General features: G+C 67.7%; 12 protein-coding genes. 6 read left to right on the forward strand and 6 right to left on the reverse strand.

Annotation, left to right across the window (positions count from 1 at the left end; genetic code table 11):
• The first annotated feature begins 7 nt into the window (after window positions 1–7).
• From QZ951_RS03215 to QZ951_RS03235, 5 genes are all read left to right on the forward strand, one after another.
• Window positions 8–451, forward strand: coding sequence for a TerB family tellurite resistance protein (locus QZ951_RS03215; protein WP_292999045.1), 444 nt, complete (start codon window positions 8–10; stop codon window positions 449–451).
• Between the two features lie 12 nt (window positions 452–463).
• A complete protein-coding gene (locus QZ951_RS03220) occupies window positions 464–4,153 on the forward strand; it encodes a response regulator (protein ID WP_292998493.1) in 3,690 nt (1,229 codons plus the stop codon).
• A 186-nt stretch (window positions 4,154–4,339) separates the two neighbouring features.
• A complete protein-coding gene (locus QZ951_RS03225; RefSeq protein WP_292998495.1) occupies window positions 4,340–5,173 on the forward strand; it encodes a protein-glutamate O-methyltransferase CheR in 834 nt (277 codons plus the stop codon).
• Window positions 5,174–5,204: 31 nt separating this feature from the next.
• Window positions 5,205–5,783 carry a chemotaxis protein CheB gene (locus QZ951_RS03230; protein ID WP_292998497.1) on the forward strand — a complete coding sequence of 193 codons (579 nt, stop codon included), beginning with the start codon at window positions 5,205–5,207 and terminating at the stop codon, window positions 5,781–5,783.
• Window positions 5,780–6,823, forward strand: a complete 1,044-nt coding sequence (locus tag QZ951_RS03235) for a diguanylate cyclase (protein WP_292998499.1) — start codon at window positions 5,780–5,782, stop codon at window positions 6,821–6,823. The genes QZ951_RS03230 and QZ951_RS03235 overlap by 4 nt, the downstream gene beginning before the upstream one ends.
• A 10-nt stretch (window positions 6,824–6,833) precedes the next feature.
• Here the strand turns inward: QZ951_RS03235 and metW are convergent, their stop codons facing one another.
• The 4 genes from metW to proC form a co-directional block, all read right to left on the reverse strand.
• Window positions 6,834–7,436 carry a methionine biosynthesis protein MetW gene (gene metW / locus QZ951_RS03240; protein WP_292998501.1) on the reverse strand — a complete coding sequence of 201 codons (603 nt, stop codon included), beginning with the start codon at window positions 7,434–7,436 and terminating at the stop codon, window positions 6,834–6,836.
• Window positions 7,437–7,852: 416 nt separating this feature from the next.
• Window positions 7,853–9,031, reverse strand: coding sequence for a homoserine O-acetyltransferase (locus QZ951_RS03245; protein WP_292998503.1), 1,179 nt, complete (start codon window positions 9,029–9,031; stop codon window positions 7,853–7,855).
• Window position 9,032: 1 nt separating this feature from the next.
• Window positions 9,033–9,632 carry a YggT family protein gene (locus QZ951_RS03250; RefSeq protein ID WP_292998505.1) on the reverse strand — a complete coding sequence of 200 codons (600 nt, stop codon included), beginning with the start codon at window positions 9,630–9,632 and terminating at the stop codon, window positions 9,033–9,035.
• Between the two features lie 47 nt (window positions 9,633–9,679).
• A complete protein-coding gene (proC, locus tag QZ951_RS03255) occupies window positions 9,680–10,537 on the reverse strand; it encodes a pyrroline-5-carboxylate reductase (protein WP_292998507.1) in 858 nt (285 codons plus the stop codon).
• A 295-nt stretch (window positions 10,538–10,832) separates the two neighbouring features.
• Between proC and ilvA the strand changes: the two genes are divergently transcribed.
• Window positions 10,833–12,353 carry a threonine ammonia-lyase, biosynthetic gene (gene ilvA, locus QZ951_RS03260; protein WP_292999047.1) on the forward strand — a complete coding sequence of 507 codons (1,521 nt, stop codon included), beginning with the start codon at window positions 10,833–10,835 and terminating at the stop codon, window positions 12,351–12,353.
• A 24-nt stretch (window positions 12,354–12,377) separates the two neighbouring features.
• On the opposite strand, the gene QZ951_RS03265 is transcribed toward ilvA, so the two are convergent.
• Window positions 12,378–12,896, reverse strand: coding sequence for a DUF6647 family protein (locus QZ951_RS03265; RefSeq protein ID WP_292998509.1), 519 nt, complete (start codon window positions 12,894–12,896; stop codon window positions 12,378–12,380).
• Between the two features lie 87 nt (window positions 12,897–12,983).
• Window positions 12,984–13,445 carry an EVE domain-containing protein gene (locus QZ951_RS03270; RefSeq protein ID WP_292998511.1) on the reverse strand — a complete coding sequence of 154 codons (462 nt, stop codon included), beginning with the start codon at window positions 13,443–13,445 and terminating at the stop codon, window positions 12,984–12,986.
• Between the last annotated feature and the right edge of the window lie 38 nt (window positions 13,446–13,483).

Consider the following 13,483-nt stretch of genomic DNA (forward strand, 5'->3'; position numbering starts at 1 on the left):
CTTGGCTGTGCTGAACCGTCTGCGTGAACTGCTGGCACCGGCTGCGCCCTCGAACGCGGCGCCAAGCCCGGCGCTGGCCACCGCGCTGCTGCTGATCGAACTGTCGCGCGCCGATTTCGAGTTCTCCGAAGTCGAGATCAACCGCATCCGCGACCTGCTGGCCGGGCGCTTCGGGCTCGACGGGGCCGCCGTCGACGGCCTGATTGCCGATGCCCAGCGCAAGTCGCGCGATTCGGTGTCGCTGCACGACTACGTGCAGACGCTGAACCGCACACTCGATGCCGACGGCAAACGCGAGCTGATGCAGATGCTGTGGCAGGTGGCCTGGGCCGACGGCCGCATCGACAAGTACGAGGAGCACCTGCTGCGTCGGCTGATGGACCTGCTGTACATCCCGATGTCGGACTACGTGCTCGCCCGCGAGCAAGCGGCGACGTCGGCCCGAGCGTAGGGCGCCATCGTCATGACCACGCCTCCACCCGTGCCCGCTCCGGACCGGCATCCGCGCGCCGTGCGCCGCTGGCGGCTGGCCGACTGGCCGCTTGCGACCAAGCTCGGCATCGGCTTCGGCCTGATCATGCTGCTGCTGACGATCAACGCGCTGACCTTCTTCGCGATCCAGGAACGTCAGGAGTCCGAGCGCGAGTGGACCGAGCACACCTATCAGGTCATCGAGGCGCTGCAGCAGCTCGAGAACGGCACCGTCAACATGCAGAACGGCCTGCGCGGCTATCAACTGACGCGCGATGCCGAATATCTCGTGCCGTATCACGCCGGCGCCGATGCCGCCCGCCGCGCGATCGCGACCGTGCGCGGGCTGGTCGTCGACAACATGGCGCAGACGCAGCGGATCGATGACATCGAACGGCGGATCAAGGCCTGGCAGCTCGAGATCGCCGAGCCGACGCGAACGCTGATCGAAAGCGGCAGCGGCACCGCCGAGTCGGTGGAATACACGGTCAGGGGCAAGAGCTACCGCGAAGCGCTGCGCGCGCTGCTGACCGAGGCGACCGAGACCGAACGCCGGCTGCTGGCGCAGCGCAGGGCGCAGCTGACCGGCACGGCCGACCTGACCCGGCAGCTGACCTTGCTGCTGCTGCTGCTCGCGATGCTGCTGACGATCTACGCGATCCGCCGCACGCGCACGCGGATCGCCGAGCCGATCGCGGCGCTGACCACGCTGATGTCGCGGCTGGCGAATCACGACGACGACATCGACGTGCCGCATCAGTCGCGCGGCGACGAGATCGGCAACATCGCGCGGGCGCTCGAAGTGTTCAAGGCGATGGCGGTCGAGATCCGGACCCAGAACTGGGTCAAGACCGAAGTCGGCGACATTGCCTCGGATCTGCAGGAAGTGCGCAGCGCGGCCGAGTTCGCCCGCGTGCTCAGCGCCGCGCTGGCACCAAAGCTCGGCTGCGGCTTCGTTGCGCTGTATGGCTACGAGGGCGAGCGGCAGACGCTGGAACTGCTCGGCGGCTTCGCGCTGTCCGGCGACATGCCGCGCCGCATCGCGGTCGAGGCCGGCGGCGGGCTGCTGGGCGAATGCGCGCGCAGCCACCGGACGCTGGTCGTCGACAAGCTGCCGCCGGATTACGTGCGGATCGGCTCCGGTGCGGGCTCGGCGGTGCCGACGTCGGTGCTGCTGCAGCCGCTGCTGGTGCAGAACCAGTTGCATGGCGTGCTCGAACTGGCATCGTTCGATCCCTTTACCGTGCGCGAGCAGCAACTGCTCGACGAGCTGATGCCGATCGTCGCGCTGTCGTTCGACAACCTGCGCCGCGCCTTGCGCACGCAGGATCTGCTGGTCGAGACCCAGACCCAGTCGGAAGAGCTGCAAGCCTCCGAGGAATCGCTGCGCGTGCAGCAGGAAGAGCTGCGTGCGATCAACGATTCGCTCGAAAGCAAGACGCGGATGCTCGAAGAGCAGTCGGCCCGTCTGCGGGTTTCGGAAGAAGAACTGAAGCTGCAGGCGGAAGAGCTGCGCGTCACCAACGAATCGCTGACCAATCATTCGGCGACCTTGCGCGAGCAGAAGCTGATCCTCGAGGAACTGCAGCGCGAGACGCAGGAAAAGGCCGATGCCCTGGCACGCGCCAGCCAGTACAAGAGCGAGTTCCTCGCAAACATGTCGCACGAGCTGCGAACGCCGCTGAACAGCCTGCTGATCCTGTCGCGCAGCCTCAGCGACAACGAGGAAGGCCATCTGGCGCCGGACGAGGTCGAATCGGCCAAGGTCATTCACGAAAGCGGCAGCAAGCTGCTGCAGCTGATCAACGACATCCTCGACCTGTCGAAGGTCGAGGCCGGCAAGCTCGAAGTGATGGTCGACGAGTTGCAGGTGACCGCGTTCTCGCAAAGCCTGAGCCGCAACTTCCGCCATGTTGCGCGGGAACGCGAGCTGAGCTTCGAGATCACCGTTGCCGATGACGCGCCCGCCGTCATCCGCACCGACGCCGCGCGGCTCGAGCAGATCGCCAACAACCTGCTGGGCAATGCCTTCAAGTTCACCAAGCAGGGTGGCGTAACCGTCACCATCGGACGGCCGGCGCTGGGCCAGCGCCTGCCGCCGGGGCTGGGCCGCGAGCAGGCCCTGTCGATCGCCGTCAGCGACACCGGCATCGGCATTCCGGCCGACAAGTTCCACAAGATGTTCCAGACCTTCCAGCAGGTGGATGCCGGCACCAGCCGGCAGTTCGGCGGCACCGGGCTCGGCCTGTCGATCGCGCGCGGCATGGCGCGGCGGCTGGGCGGCGATATCCAGATGCAGAGCACGTTCGGCGAAGGCAGCACGTTCACCATCGTGCTGCCGGTCGAAGCGCCGACCGAGCTGCGCTCGCCGCTCGACGATTTCCGCCGGCCGTCGCCATCGGCCATGGACCGGTCGACTGCGACCGACGACAGCGAGACACCAGCAGCGCAGACGGTGACGGTATCGCCATCGATCGGCCTGATGCCGACGCCGACGATCACCGATGACCGCGAACTGATCACCGAAGGCGACACGGTGATCCTGATCGTCGAGGACGATCCGGCCTTCGCCCGCATCCTGGCCGAGCTGATCCGCCGCCGCGGCTATCGCGTGCTGGCTGCCGGCGACGGCGAGTCCGGACTCAAGCTCGCCAAGGAATTCCGTCCCGCTGGCGTGCTGCTCGACGTGATGCTGCCGGGCATGGACGGCTGGGCCGTGCTCGATCGCCTGAAGGCCGACGACACGCTGAAGGAACTGCCGGTGCACTTCATCTCCGCCAACGACGAAGCCGCGCGCGGGCTCGAAGCCGGTGCCATCGGCTTTCTGACCAAGCCGGTGTCGAAGGCGGCGCTGCTGCAGGCCTTCGACCGCCTGCTGCACCCCGGTCAGGAACAGGTGCGGCGCGTGCTGCTGATCGATGACGATGCGGCATCGCGCCATGCGATGCGCAGCCTGCTGAACGAGGCCGGTGTCGAGCTGGTCGATGCCGGCAGCGGCGAGGAGGGGCTCGAACAGCTGGGCAAGAGCCGCTTCGACTGCATCGTGCTCGACCTCGGCCTGCCCGGCATGAGCGGCAACGAGTTTCTCGAAGTGGCGTCGCGCAGCGGGCCGCTGCCGCCGGTGGTGATCCACTCCGGCCGCGAGCTGTCACGCGAGGAGAGCCTGGCCCTGCGCCAGTACACCGACAGCATCGTGATCAAGGGCGCGCGCTCGCCGGAACGGCTGCTCGATGAAGTCAGCCTGTTCCTGCACAGCCTGAAGCCGGCCGCGCCGTTGCCGGTGCGCGAGATCGATGCCCGTCTGAACGGCCGCACCGTGCTGATCGTCAACGACGACATGCGCAACATCTTCGCGCTGTCGAAGATGCTGCGCGCGCGCGGCCTCAAGGTGCTGATGGCGCAGGACGGGCGCAAGGCGCTGAAGCAGCTCGAGGACAACGACGACGTCAACCTGGTGCTGATGGACATCATGATGCCGGGCATGGACGGCTACGACACGATGCGGGCGATTCGCGCGCAGCCGAAGCACCGCAAGCTGCCGATGATCGCGCTGACCGCGAAGGCCATGCGAGGCGACCGCGAGAAGTGTCTGGAGGCTGGGGCCAGCGACTATCTGTCGAAGCCGATCGACATCGACAAGCTGCTGTCGATGATGCGGGTCTGGATGAGCCACCATGCATAGCGAGCGCTGCTCGCGATGGTGGCGAATGCCCGGCCAGGGAAGGCCGGGCCGGCCTCTCCGCACAAGGCCGCGGTCGCGCCAGCGATGGCGGAACTCCGCCAGTCGAATTGACCAGCGCGGCTCCTCATGGCGGCGAACGCACGGCCACGGATGCCGACCCTCGCTGCACATCATCGTGAACCGCCATTGAACCGCCCCGACCCCGATGACGTCGAGCTGGAGCTGTTCATCCGCGGACTGCAGCTTCGGCATGGCTACGACTTCAGCCAGTACGCGCGCGCGTCGCTGAAGCGCCGTGTCCAGGCGCTGGCGATCGCGACCGGCAGCCGCACGATCGGCGAGCTGACCAGCCGTGTGGTTCGCGACGACGTGCTGCTGCCGACCGTGGTCAGCGCGATGTCGGTGCCGGTGTCGGAAATGTTTCGCGATCCACCGGTGTTTCGCGCCCTGCGGGCGGAGGTGCTGCCGATCCTCGCGTCGTATCCGCACATCAACATCTGGCAGGCCGGCTGCGCTCGCGGTGAAGAGGTCTACACGCTGGCAATCCTGCTCGAAGAGGCGGGTCTGTACGATCGCTGCCAGATCTTCGCGACCGATTTCAACGACGCGGCGCTGGCGCAGGCGCAGGAAGGGATCTTCCCGGTGACCGAGGCGCGGCAGTACGCGGAGAACTACCTCGCCGCCGGCGGCGCGCATACGCTGAACCACTACTGCCACGCGAAGTACGACCACATCAAGTTCGATTCGGCGCTGCGCAGGAACGTGACCTTCGCCAATCACAACCTCGTGGCCGATGGCGTGTTCTGCGAAGCGCATCTGATCCTGTGTCGCAACGTGCTGATCTACTTCACCAACCCGTTGCAGGATCGGGTGCTCGGCCTGTTTCGCAACACGCTGGTCCGCGGCGGCTTCCTGTGTCTCGGCAGCAAGGAGTCGATCGATTATTCCGAGAACGCGCGCGAATTCGTCGCGCTGAATCGCCGGGCGCGGATCTACCGGCTGGGCGCGCCGTCGGCATGAGGTCGCTCACGTTCCCCGCGCCGCCCGCAGCATGAACGACCGCGGTCGTTCGAGCGCCGTCGTCATCGGCTGCTCGACCGGCGGGCTGAAGGCGCTGCGCAGCCTGCTCGGCGCACTGCGCGCCGACCTCGCCGCGCCGGTCATCGTGGTCTGTCATCGTGGCAGCACGGATGATCGCGAGCATCTGGTGGAACTGCTGGCGCAGGCCGCGCCGATGCCGGTGCAGGAGCCGGACGAACGCAGCAGGGTCCGCCCGAACGTCGTCCACCTCGCGCCTTCCGGCTACCATCTGCTGATCGAAGCGGACGAGACGTTCATGCTGTCGGTCGATGCCCGCGTCAACTTCTCGCGGCCGGCAATCGACGTGCTGTTCGAGTCGGCCGCGGCGGTCTATCGCGAGCGGCTGCTGGCCGCGGTGCTGACCGGCGCCAACGACGACGGTGCCATCGGTCTGAAGGCGGTGCGCGCTCGCGGCGGTCATGCGCTGGTGCAATCGCCGGAAGAAGCGGAAGCCGATCGCATGCCGCGCGCGGCGCTGCAGGTGGCCGGTGCCGATGCGGTGCTGACCTTGGCCGGAATCGCTGACAGGATCAACCAACGCTGCCCATGACCACGATCGATTCACCGGCATCCGCACCGTCGCCGCCACCGCCGCCGAAGATCCTGATCGTCGACGATCACGCGCCGAACCGGCTGGCACTGCGCCGCCTGCTGGCCAAGGCCGGGGCCGAACTGATCGAGGCTGGCTCCGGCAACGATGCGCTTGCGGCCTGCCTTGATCATCGTTTCGCGCTGATCCTGCTCGACGTCAACATGCCGGAGATGGATGGCTTCGAAGTGGCCAACCTGCTCAGCGAAGACGAGATGAGCCGCGACACGCCGATCATCTTCATCAGCGCCGCCTACGATGATCTGCATCGCCTGAAGGGCTACGGCAGCGGCGCCGTCGACTACATCGCCAAGCCGGTCAACGACGTGATCCTGCGCTCGAAGGTCGCGGTGTTCCTCGACCTGTATCAGCGCAAGGTGGAGCTGCAGCATGCGCTCGATCAGGTGTCGCGCCACGCCGAAGCGCTCGAGCGCGAGATCGAGCTGCGCCGTGCCGTGGAACAGCAGGCCTGGCATCGCGCGTCGCATGACGCCCTGACCGATCTGCCGAACCGCATGCTGTTCATGGATCGACTCGAGAACGCGATCGAACGTGGCCGCCGCCATCAGCGTGCGTTCGCGCTCGGCTACATCGACATCGACGGCTTCAAGCCCGTCAACGACACCTACGGCCATCAGGCCGGCGACGAACTGCTGAAGGAAATCGCCAACCGGCTGCGCTCGCAGATCCGGCTCGAAGACACCGCCTCACGCCTCGGCGGCGACGAGTTCGCGGTGATCCTCGAAGACGTGATCGATACCGAAGCCACGGCGCTGCGGCTGTGCGAAGGCATTTGCGGCGACCTGCGCCGGCCGTACCGGCTGATGACGCCGCAGGGCGAGCTGCTGATCGAGGTCGGCGCCAGCGTCGGCATCGCGATCTATCCGGATCACGCCGACGCCTGCGATCCGCTGATCCTGGCGGCCGATCAGGCCATGTACCGCGCCAAGCGCAGCGGCAAGAATCGCTGCGAAATGGCGCGCGGAGCCAGCGCCGGCTGAGTCGGCCGACTCAGCCCGGTCGGCGCAGCTTGTACAGCGCGATTTCGCAGAACAGGTTCGGCGCGATGCGGATGCTGGTGCCGGCGCGATGGCTGCGGTCCAGCAGCGCCCGTTCCAGCACCTGCCACTGCGAGCGTCGGCACAGCGCCTCGAAATCGGCCAGCGTGCACAGATGGATGTTCTCGGTGTCGTACCACTGCGCCGGCAGCGCCGGTGTCTGCGGCATGTGGCCGCCGAGCAGCGCCCGACGCACGCGCCAGTGGCCGAAGTTCGGGAAGGTGACGATCACCTCGCGCCCGACCCGCAGCATCTCGGTCAGCACCAGATCGGGCCGTACCAGGGCCTGCAGCGCCTGCGTCATCACCACGTAGTCGAACGAGCTGTCGGTGAACTCGGTCAGGCCGTCGTCGACATCGGCCTGGATCACGTTGATGCCGCCGGCGATGCAGGCGGCGACATTGTCATCGTTGATCTCCAGCCCGTAGCCGCGCACCTGCCGGGTTTCTGCCAGATGCGCGAGCAGCGCGCCATCGCCGCAGCCGAGGTCGAGGATGCGCGAACCGGGGGCGATCCAGTCGCTGATCAAGGCCAGATCCGGACGCAGGGCCGTCATGGCTGCTCCCCGCTGACGGACGCCTGACTGGATCGCCTGCCGCCGACTCGGCTTGGCGAGCCGCGGCGTTGCCGCTGTCGCAGGCCTCGCGACGGCATCCATTCGCTGATCAAGGCCAGATCCGGACGCAAGGTTGTCATGGCTGCTCCCCGCTGACGGACGCCTGACTGGATCGCCTGCCGCCGACTCGGCTTGGCGAACCGCGGCGTTGCCGCTGTCGCAGGCCTCGCGACTGCATCCATTCGCTGATCAAGGCCAGATCCGGACGCAGGGCCGTCATGGCTGCTCCCCGCTGACGGACGCCTGACTGGATCGCCTGCCGCCGACTCGGCTTGGCGAGCCGCGGCGTTGCCGCTGTCGCAGGCCTCGCGACGGCATCCATTCGCTGATCAAGGCCAGATCCGGACGCACGGGGCTCATGCGCCGACCTCGTCGGCCACGCGCGACAGGTAGTTGCCGAGCACGGCGTGGTACTGCGGGATCGGCATGAGGAAATCGTCGTGACCGAGCTGCGAGTCGATGCGGGCGTAGGCGACATCGCGACCGGCGGCGATCAGGGCGTTGACGATCTCGCGCGAGCGCGCTGGCGAGAAGCGCCAGTCGACCGAGAAGCTGACGACCAGGAACTTCGCTGTGGCCTGCCGGAATGCCTGCGCCAGGTCGTCGCCGAATTCGCGCGCGGGGTCGAAGTAGTCCAGCGCCTTGGTCATCAGCAGGTAGGTGTTGCCGTCGAAGCGGTCGACGAAGCTGTTGCCCTGATGGCGCAGATAGCTTTCGACTTCGAACTCGACGTCGTAGTTGAAGTTGTACTGGCCATCGCCGTCGCGCAGGATGCGGCCGAAGCGGGCGCGCATCGCGGTGTCGGACAGGTAGGTGATGTGGCCGAGCATGCGTGCGAGCTTGAGTCCGCGCACCGGCTTGGTGCCGGCTTCGATGTAGCGCCCGCCGTGGAAGTCCGGATCGGACAGGATCGCCTGCCGCGCGATCTCGTTGAACGCGATGTTCTGCGCGGAAATGCGAGGCGCGGCAGCAATCACCAGCGCGTGGCGCACCCGGCTCGGGAAGTCGATCGTCCATTGCATCACCTGCATGCCGCCGAGGCTGCCGCCGATGACGGCGGCCCAGGTCTGGATGCCGAGATGATCGGCCAGCATCGCCTGCGACTGCACCCAGTCGCGCACGGTGACGATCGGGAACTCGGGGCCCCACAGCGCGCCGGTGTCGGGGTTCACGGTCGTGGGGCCGGTCGAACCGCGACAGCCGCCGAGGTTGTTCAGGCAGACGACATGAAAGCGGTTGGTGTCGATCGGTTTGCCCGGACCGATCGCCGAATCCCACCAGCCCGGCTTGCGGTCGTCCGGGGAATGGAAGCCGGCAGCATGGTGATCGCCCGACAGCGCGTGGCAGATCAGCACGGCATTGCTGCGCTCGGCATTCAGCTCGCCGTAGGTTTCGATCATCAGCTCGAAGCCGGCCAGCGTCCGGCCCGAGGCCAGCACCAGCGGCGTGTCGATCCGCAGCTTGCGCGGCACGACGATGCCCAGCGAAGCCCCGGCATACGGCAGCACGGCCGAACCCGTCACGGTGCCGGTCATGTCAGAAGTACAGACCGAGCACGGCGCTCAGCTGCGTCAGCACGGCCTGGAACACCACCATCACCGGAATCGGCGACAGGTCGAGCCCGGCCACCAGCGGAATGACGCGCCGCACCGGCTTCAGCACCGGTTCGGTCAGGCTCCACAGCACGTTCGCCGCAGGGTTCGACACGCCCGGACCGACCCAGCTCAGGATCGTCACCACCAGCAGGCTCAGCATGTAGATCTTCAACGCGAGGCTGACCACCTTGAGCAGTGCCAGCCACAGCATCTGCAGCGTTTCGAGGCTCTGCCCGTACAGGCTGCCGACGATCAGGATGTCGAGCACGGCGACGGCCGCCAGCACCAGCAACGCCGGCGTGTCGACATTGCGGATGCGCGGCACGAAGCGCGCGAGCGGAATCGTGATCGGCTGCGTCAGCTTCCAGATCAGCTGCGAGATCGGGTTGTAGAAGTTCGCACGCACCAGCTGCAGCATCACGCGCAGCAGGAACACGCAGATCACCAGATCGAGCAGGGTGGTGAACAGGCTGTAGAAGATGTTGATGATGACGCGTGCTCCGGTTCTGGGGGCCGTCGGCTGGCCGTTGCCGGCCGGCATCGGTCAGGTCGTGATCGGTTCGCGATCGCGGCCCGACCCGGTCGTGATCAAGGGGACGCCGCGGCGGCGAGTTCATCGCCAAGCTCGCGGCCGCGCCGGTTGGCCGCCACCAGCGCCGTGCCGAGAATGCGGCGGAATCCGTCGGCTTCAAGGCTTTCGAGTGCGGCCTGCGTCGTTCCGCCCTTCGAGGTCACCTGCGCGCGCAGGGTTGCGACATCGGTACCCGTACCTTCCGCCATCTTCGCGGCGCCGATGAAGGTCTGCAGCGCCAGCGCCTGCGCATCGTCTGGGGTCAGCCCGAGGGCGATGCCGGCTTCCGCCATCGCTTCGGTCAGCAGGAAGAAATAGGCCGGGCCGCTGCCGGATACCGCAGTGACCGCGTCCATCAGCGCTTCCGAAGCGACCCAGCAGACCTTGCCGGCCGCACCGAGCACGGTTTCCGCCTGCGCTTTCGCGCGCGACGTGGCGCCGGCCGAGGCATGCAGGCCGGTGATGCCGGCGCCGAACAGCGCCGGCGTGTTCGGCATCGTGCGGATGATCGCGCCGTGCCAGTCGCCCTGGCCGAGCAGCGTGTGCAGCGTGGCGATGCGGACGCCGGCGCAGATCGAGATCAGCGTGGCCGCCGGTGCCAGCCGCAGGCCCTGCACCGCGCTCGCCACCTGCTGCGGCTTGGTCGCCAGCACGACGATGTCGGCGCCGTGCACGGCGGCGGCGTTGTCGGCGGCGATCACGACGCCGAAGCGGGCCTTCAGCGCGGCGGCGCGTTCGCCATCCGGCTCGGACACGCGGATCGTCGTGGCCGGCTGGCCGGCCGCGATCAGGCCGCCGATCAGGCTGGCCGCCATGTTGCCGCCGCCGATGAAGGCGATCTGGTCGAAGGCGGCGGGAGCGGGGGCTGGGGTCATCGGAGCGGTCACGGGCGCGAAGCGATCGGGGCAGGCGTGCCGGGGGCGGCGGGAGCGGACGGTATGATACGCGCCCCGAAACCGCGACCGCTGCGCCGCTCGCGCGCAGGCCCGCCCCAGCGACGACGATCGAACCGTGACCGATTCCAGCCCGCCCGCCTCCGCCAAGCCCGCTTCGAAGCCCGCGGCCAAGACCGCCACGCGGGCGGCCCGCCAGCAGCCCGGCAAGCCGTCCGCGCACGGCACGGCGCAGTCCGCTGGCAAGCCGTCGGCGAAGTCCAGCGAACGTGATCGCCTGCTCGCCGACTACCGCGCCCGGATCGAGCGCGCCCGGGTCTACGACGTGGCGATCGTGTCGGCACTCGAACCGGCGCCGAAGCTGTCGGCCCGGCTGGCAAACCGTGTGCTGCTGAAGCGCGAGGACACGCAGTCGGTCCGCTCGTTCAAGCTGCGCGGCGCCTACAACCGCATCGTGCAACTGCCGGAGGCGCTGCGCGCGCGCGGCGTGATCTGCGCGTCTGCCGGCAACCACGCGCAGGGCGTGGCGCTGTCGGCCCGGCGGCTCGGCATTCCGGCGTGGATCGTGATGCCGCGGACCACGCCGTCGGTCAAGGTCGATTCGGTGCGCGCGCTCGGCGGCAAGATCGTACTGCATGGCGATGCCTTCGACGACGCCGCGGCCCACGCCGCCGAGCTGGCCGAAAGCAAGGGCCTGACCATGATCCCGCCGTACGACGATGCCGATGTCATCGCCGGGCAAGGCACCGTGGCGAAGGAAATCCTCGAGCAGATCGGCCCGGATGGTGCGCTGGATGCCGTGTTCGTCTGCACCGGCGGCGGTGGCCTGCTGGCCGGTGTCGCGGCCTGGATCAAGGCGGTGCGGCCGGGGGTGCAGGTGATCAGCGTCGAGCCGGACGATTCCGATTGCATGGCGCAGGCGCTGGAAGCGGGCCGGCGCGTGAAGCTGCCGCAGGTCGGCCTGTTCGCCGATGGCGTGGCCGTGCGGCAGGCGGGTGCCGAGCCGTTTCGCGTCTGCCGCGAAACCGTCGATGCCTGCCTGCGGGTCTCGGTCGACGAGATCTGTGCCGCGATACGCGATGTCTTCGCCGAAAACCGCTCGCTGCCGGAACCGGCGGGCGCGCTGGCGGTGGCCGGCATCAAGAAGTGGGTGGCGCAGACCGGTGCCACCGGCAAGACGCTGGTGGCGACCATCAGCGGTGCCAACCTGAACTTCGACCGCCTGCGCCATATCGCCGAGCGCGCGGAACTGGGTGATGGCCGCGAAACGCTGCTCGCGGTGACGATTCCGGAACGGCCCGGCAGCTTCAAGCGCTTCCTGAAGCAGTTGGGCCGTCGGCCGATCACCGAGTTCAACTACCGCTACGCCAGCGAGCGCGAAGCGCACGTCTTCGCCGGCGTGCACTTCGACGATCACGGCGCGCGCACTGCGGCGATCGAGGCGCTGCGCGCCGATGGCTATCAGGTTGCCGACCTGACCGACGACGAGATGGCCAAGGTCCATGTCCGCTACATGGTCGGCGGCCGTGCGCAGGGCATCGTCGACGAGCGCCTGTACCGCTTCGAGTTTCCGGAACGTCCGGGCGCGCTGGCCGATTTCCTGTCCGCTGTCGGCAGCCGCTGGAACATCTCGCTGTTCCACTACCGCAACCACGGTGCCGCCTACGGCCGCGTGCTGTGCGGCCTGCAGGTGCCGAAGAAGGAACGCGCCGAGTGCCGCCGAACGCTCGATGCGCTCGGCTACGAGTATCACGACGAAAGCGAGAATCCGGCGTACAAGCTGTTCATCGGCGGCTGAGGCGCGCCCGCGGCCGCGCGCTTGCTACGGCAGCGGCCCGAGCATCAGCTCAGGGTCCTTGTGCTGGGTCAGCGTGTCCGGTGCGGCCATCGCGTCGCGCGGGAACAGCGTGCCGGTGTCTTCGGCGCACTGGGTGTACGCCAGCATTTCACCGAAGCGCAGGAACTGGCCCTCGCGCTTGAGGTAGGCGTTCTGCGCGCGATAGGCCTCGCCTTCGGTCTTCAGCGTGGTCGGGCAGTCCTTGAAGATGTCGTCGCCGCGCGCCTTCCACTGCATGACGTGCACGAGTTCGTGCAGCAGGAACGAGTTGTCGGCCGGGTCTTCGAGATCGAGCGAATCCCGGATCATGATCTCGTAGGACTCGGTCTCGAACGTCGCGGCGATGCCGGTGCAGCCTTTCGGCTCGTCCGGGCAAATGGCGCGGGCGATGGTGTCGACCGAGACCACGCGGACCGGCGGCAGGGCATCCACCGGGATCTCCGGATAGCCCGACAGCCGGGCGGCGGCAGCGACCAGAAACGACAGCAGTTCGGCGTTCGGCATGCGGCACTCCCATGGGCTGCGCCCGGGACAGGCAGGGCGCTGGCGCTTCGGGCGGGCTGGCGATGACGGCCGGTGCAGGGCTCCGCGCTATTCGAGCGAGAGTATGTAGTCCCAGTGTTCCGGACGCACGGGGATGATCGACAGGCGGTTGCCCTTCATCAGCAGCTGGAAGCCCGGCAGACGATCTTCCTGAGCCTTCAGTTCCGCCAGCGAAATGGTGCGCTTGAGCTTGCGCTGGTACTTCACGTCGACCAGCAGCCAGCGCGGTTCTTCGGGCTTGGCGGTTGGGTCGTAGTGCTCGTGATCGGCGATGAACTGCGTCGGGTCCGGGTAGGCGGTCGAGGCGATCGTGGCCAGGCCGACAATGCCGGGAATCTCGCAGTTCGAGTGATAGAAGAACACGCCGTCGCCGACCGTCATGCCATCGCGCATGAAGTTGCGCGCCTGGTAGTTGCGCACGCCGTCCCAGGCTTCGGTTTTCTTCGGACGGGACTTCAGATCGTCGATCGAGAAGCAGTCCGGTTCGGACTTCATCAGCCAGTAGTTCATCGCGGGCAAAAGGGCGTCGAAGGGCTTGGGTTGCAGGA

It is taken from the genome of Nevskia sp. (assembly GCF_021732705.1).
In the GTDB taxonomy this organism is placed as follows: domain Bacteria; phylum Pseudomonadota; class Gammaproteobacteria; order Nevskiales; family Nevskiaceae; genus Nevskia.

Bases quoted from the DNA above. Each gene is read 5' to 3' on its own strand.
- QZ951_RS03270 (WP_292998511.1), bottom strand. From the start codon at position 13,445: ATGAACTACTGGCTGATGAAGTCCGAACCGGACTGCTTCTCGATCGAC.
- QZ951_RS03265 (WP_292998509.1), bottom strand. From the start codon at position 12,896: ATGCCGAACGCCGAACTGCTGTCGTTTCTGGTCGCTGCCGCCGCCCGG.
- QZ951_RS03230 (WP_292998497.1), top strand. From the start codon at position 5,205: ATGAACGACCGCGGTCGTTCGAGCGCCGTCGTCATCGGCTGCTCGACC.
- proC (WP_292998507.1), bottom strand. From the start codon at position 10,537: ATGACCCCAGCCCCCGCTCCCGCCGCCTTCGACCAGATCGCCTTCATC.
- QZ951_RS03220 (WP_292998493.1), top strand. From the start codon at position 464: ATGACCACGCCTCCACCCGTGCCCGCTCCGGACCGGCATCCGCGCGCC.
- QZ951_RS03235 (WP_292998499.1), top strand. From the start codon at position 5,780: ATGACCACGATCGATTCACCGGCATCCGCACCGTCGCCGCCACCGCCG.
- metW (WP_292998501.1), bottom strand. From the start codon at position 7,436: ATGACGGCCCTGCGTCCGGATCTGGCCTTGATCAGCGACTGGATCGCC.
- QZ951_RS03250 (WP_292998505.1), bottom strand. From the start codon at position 9,632: ATGCCGGCCGGCAACGGCCAGCCGACGGCCCCCAGAACCGGAGCACGC.
- QZ951_RS03245 (WP_292998503.1), bottom strand. From the start codon at position 9,031: ATGACCGGCACCGTGACGGGTTCGGCCGTGCTGCCGTATGCCGGGGCT.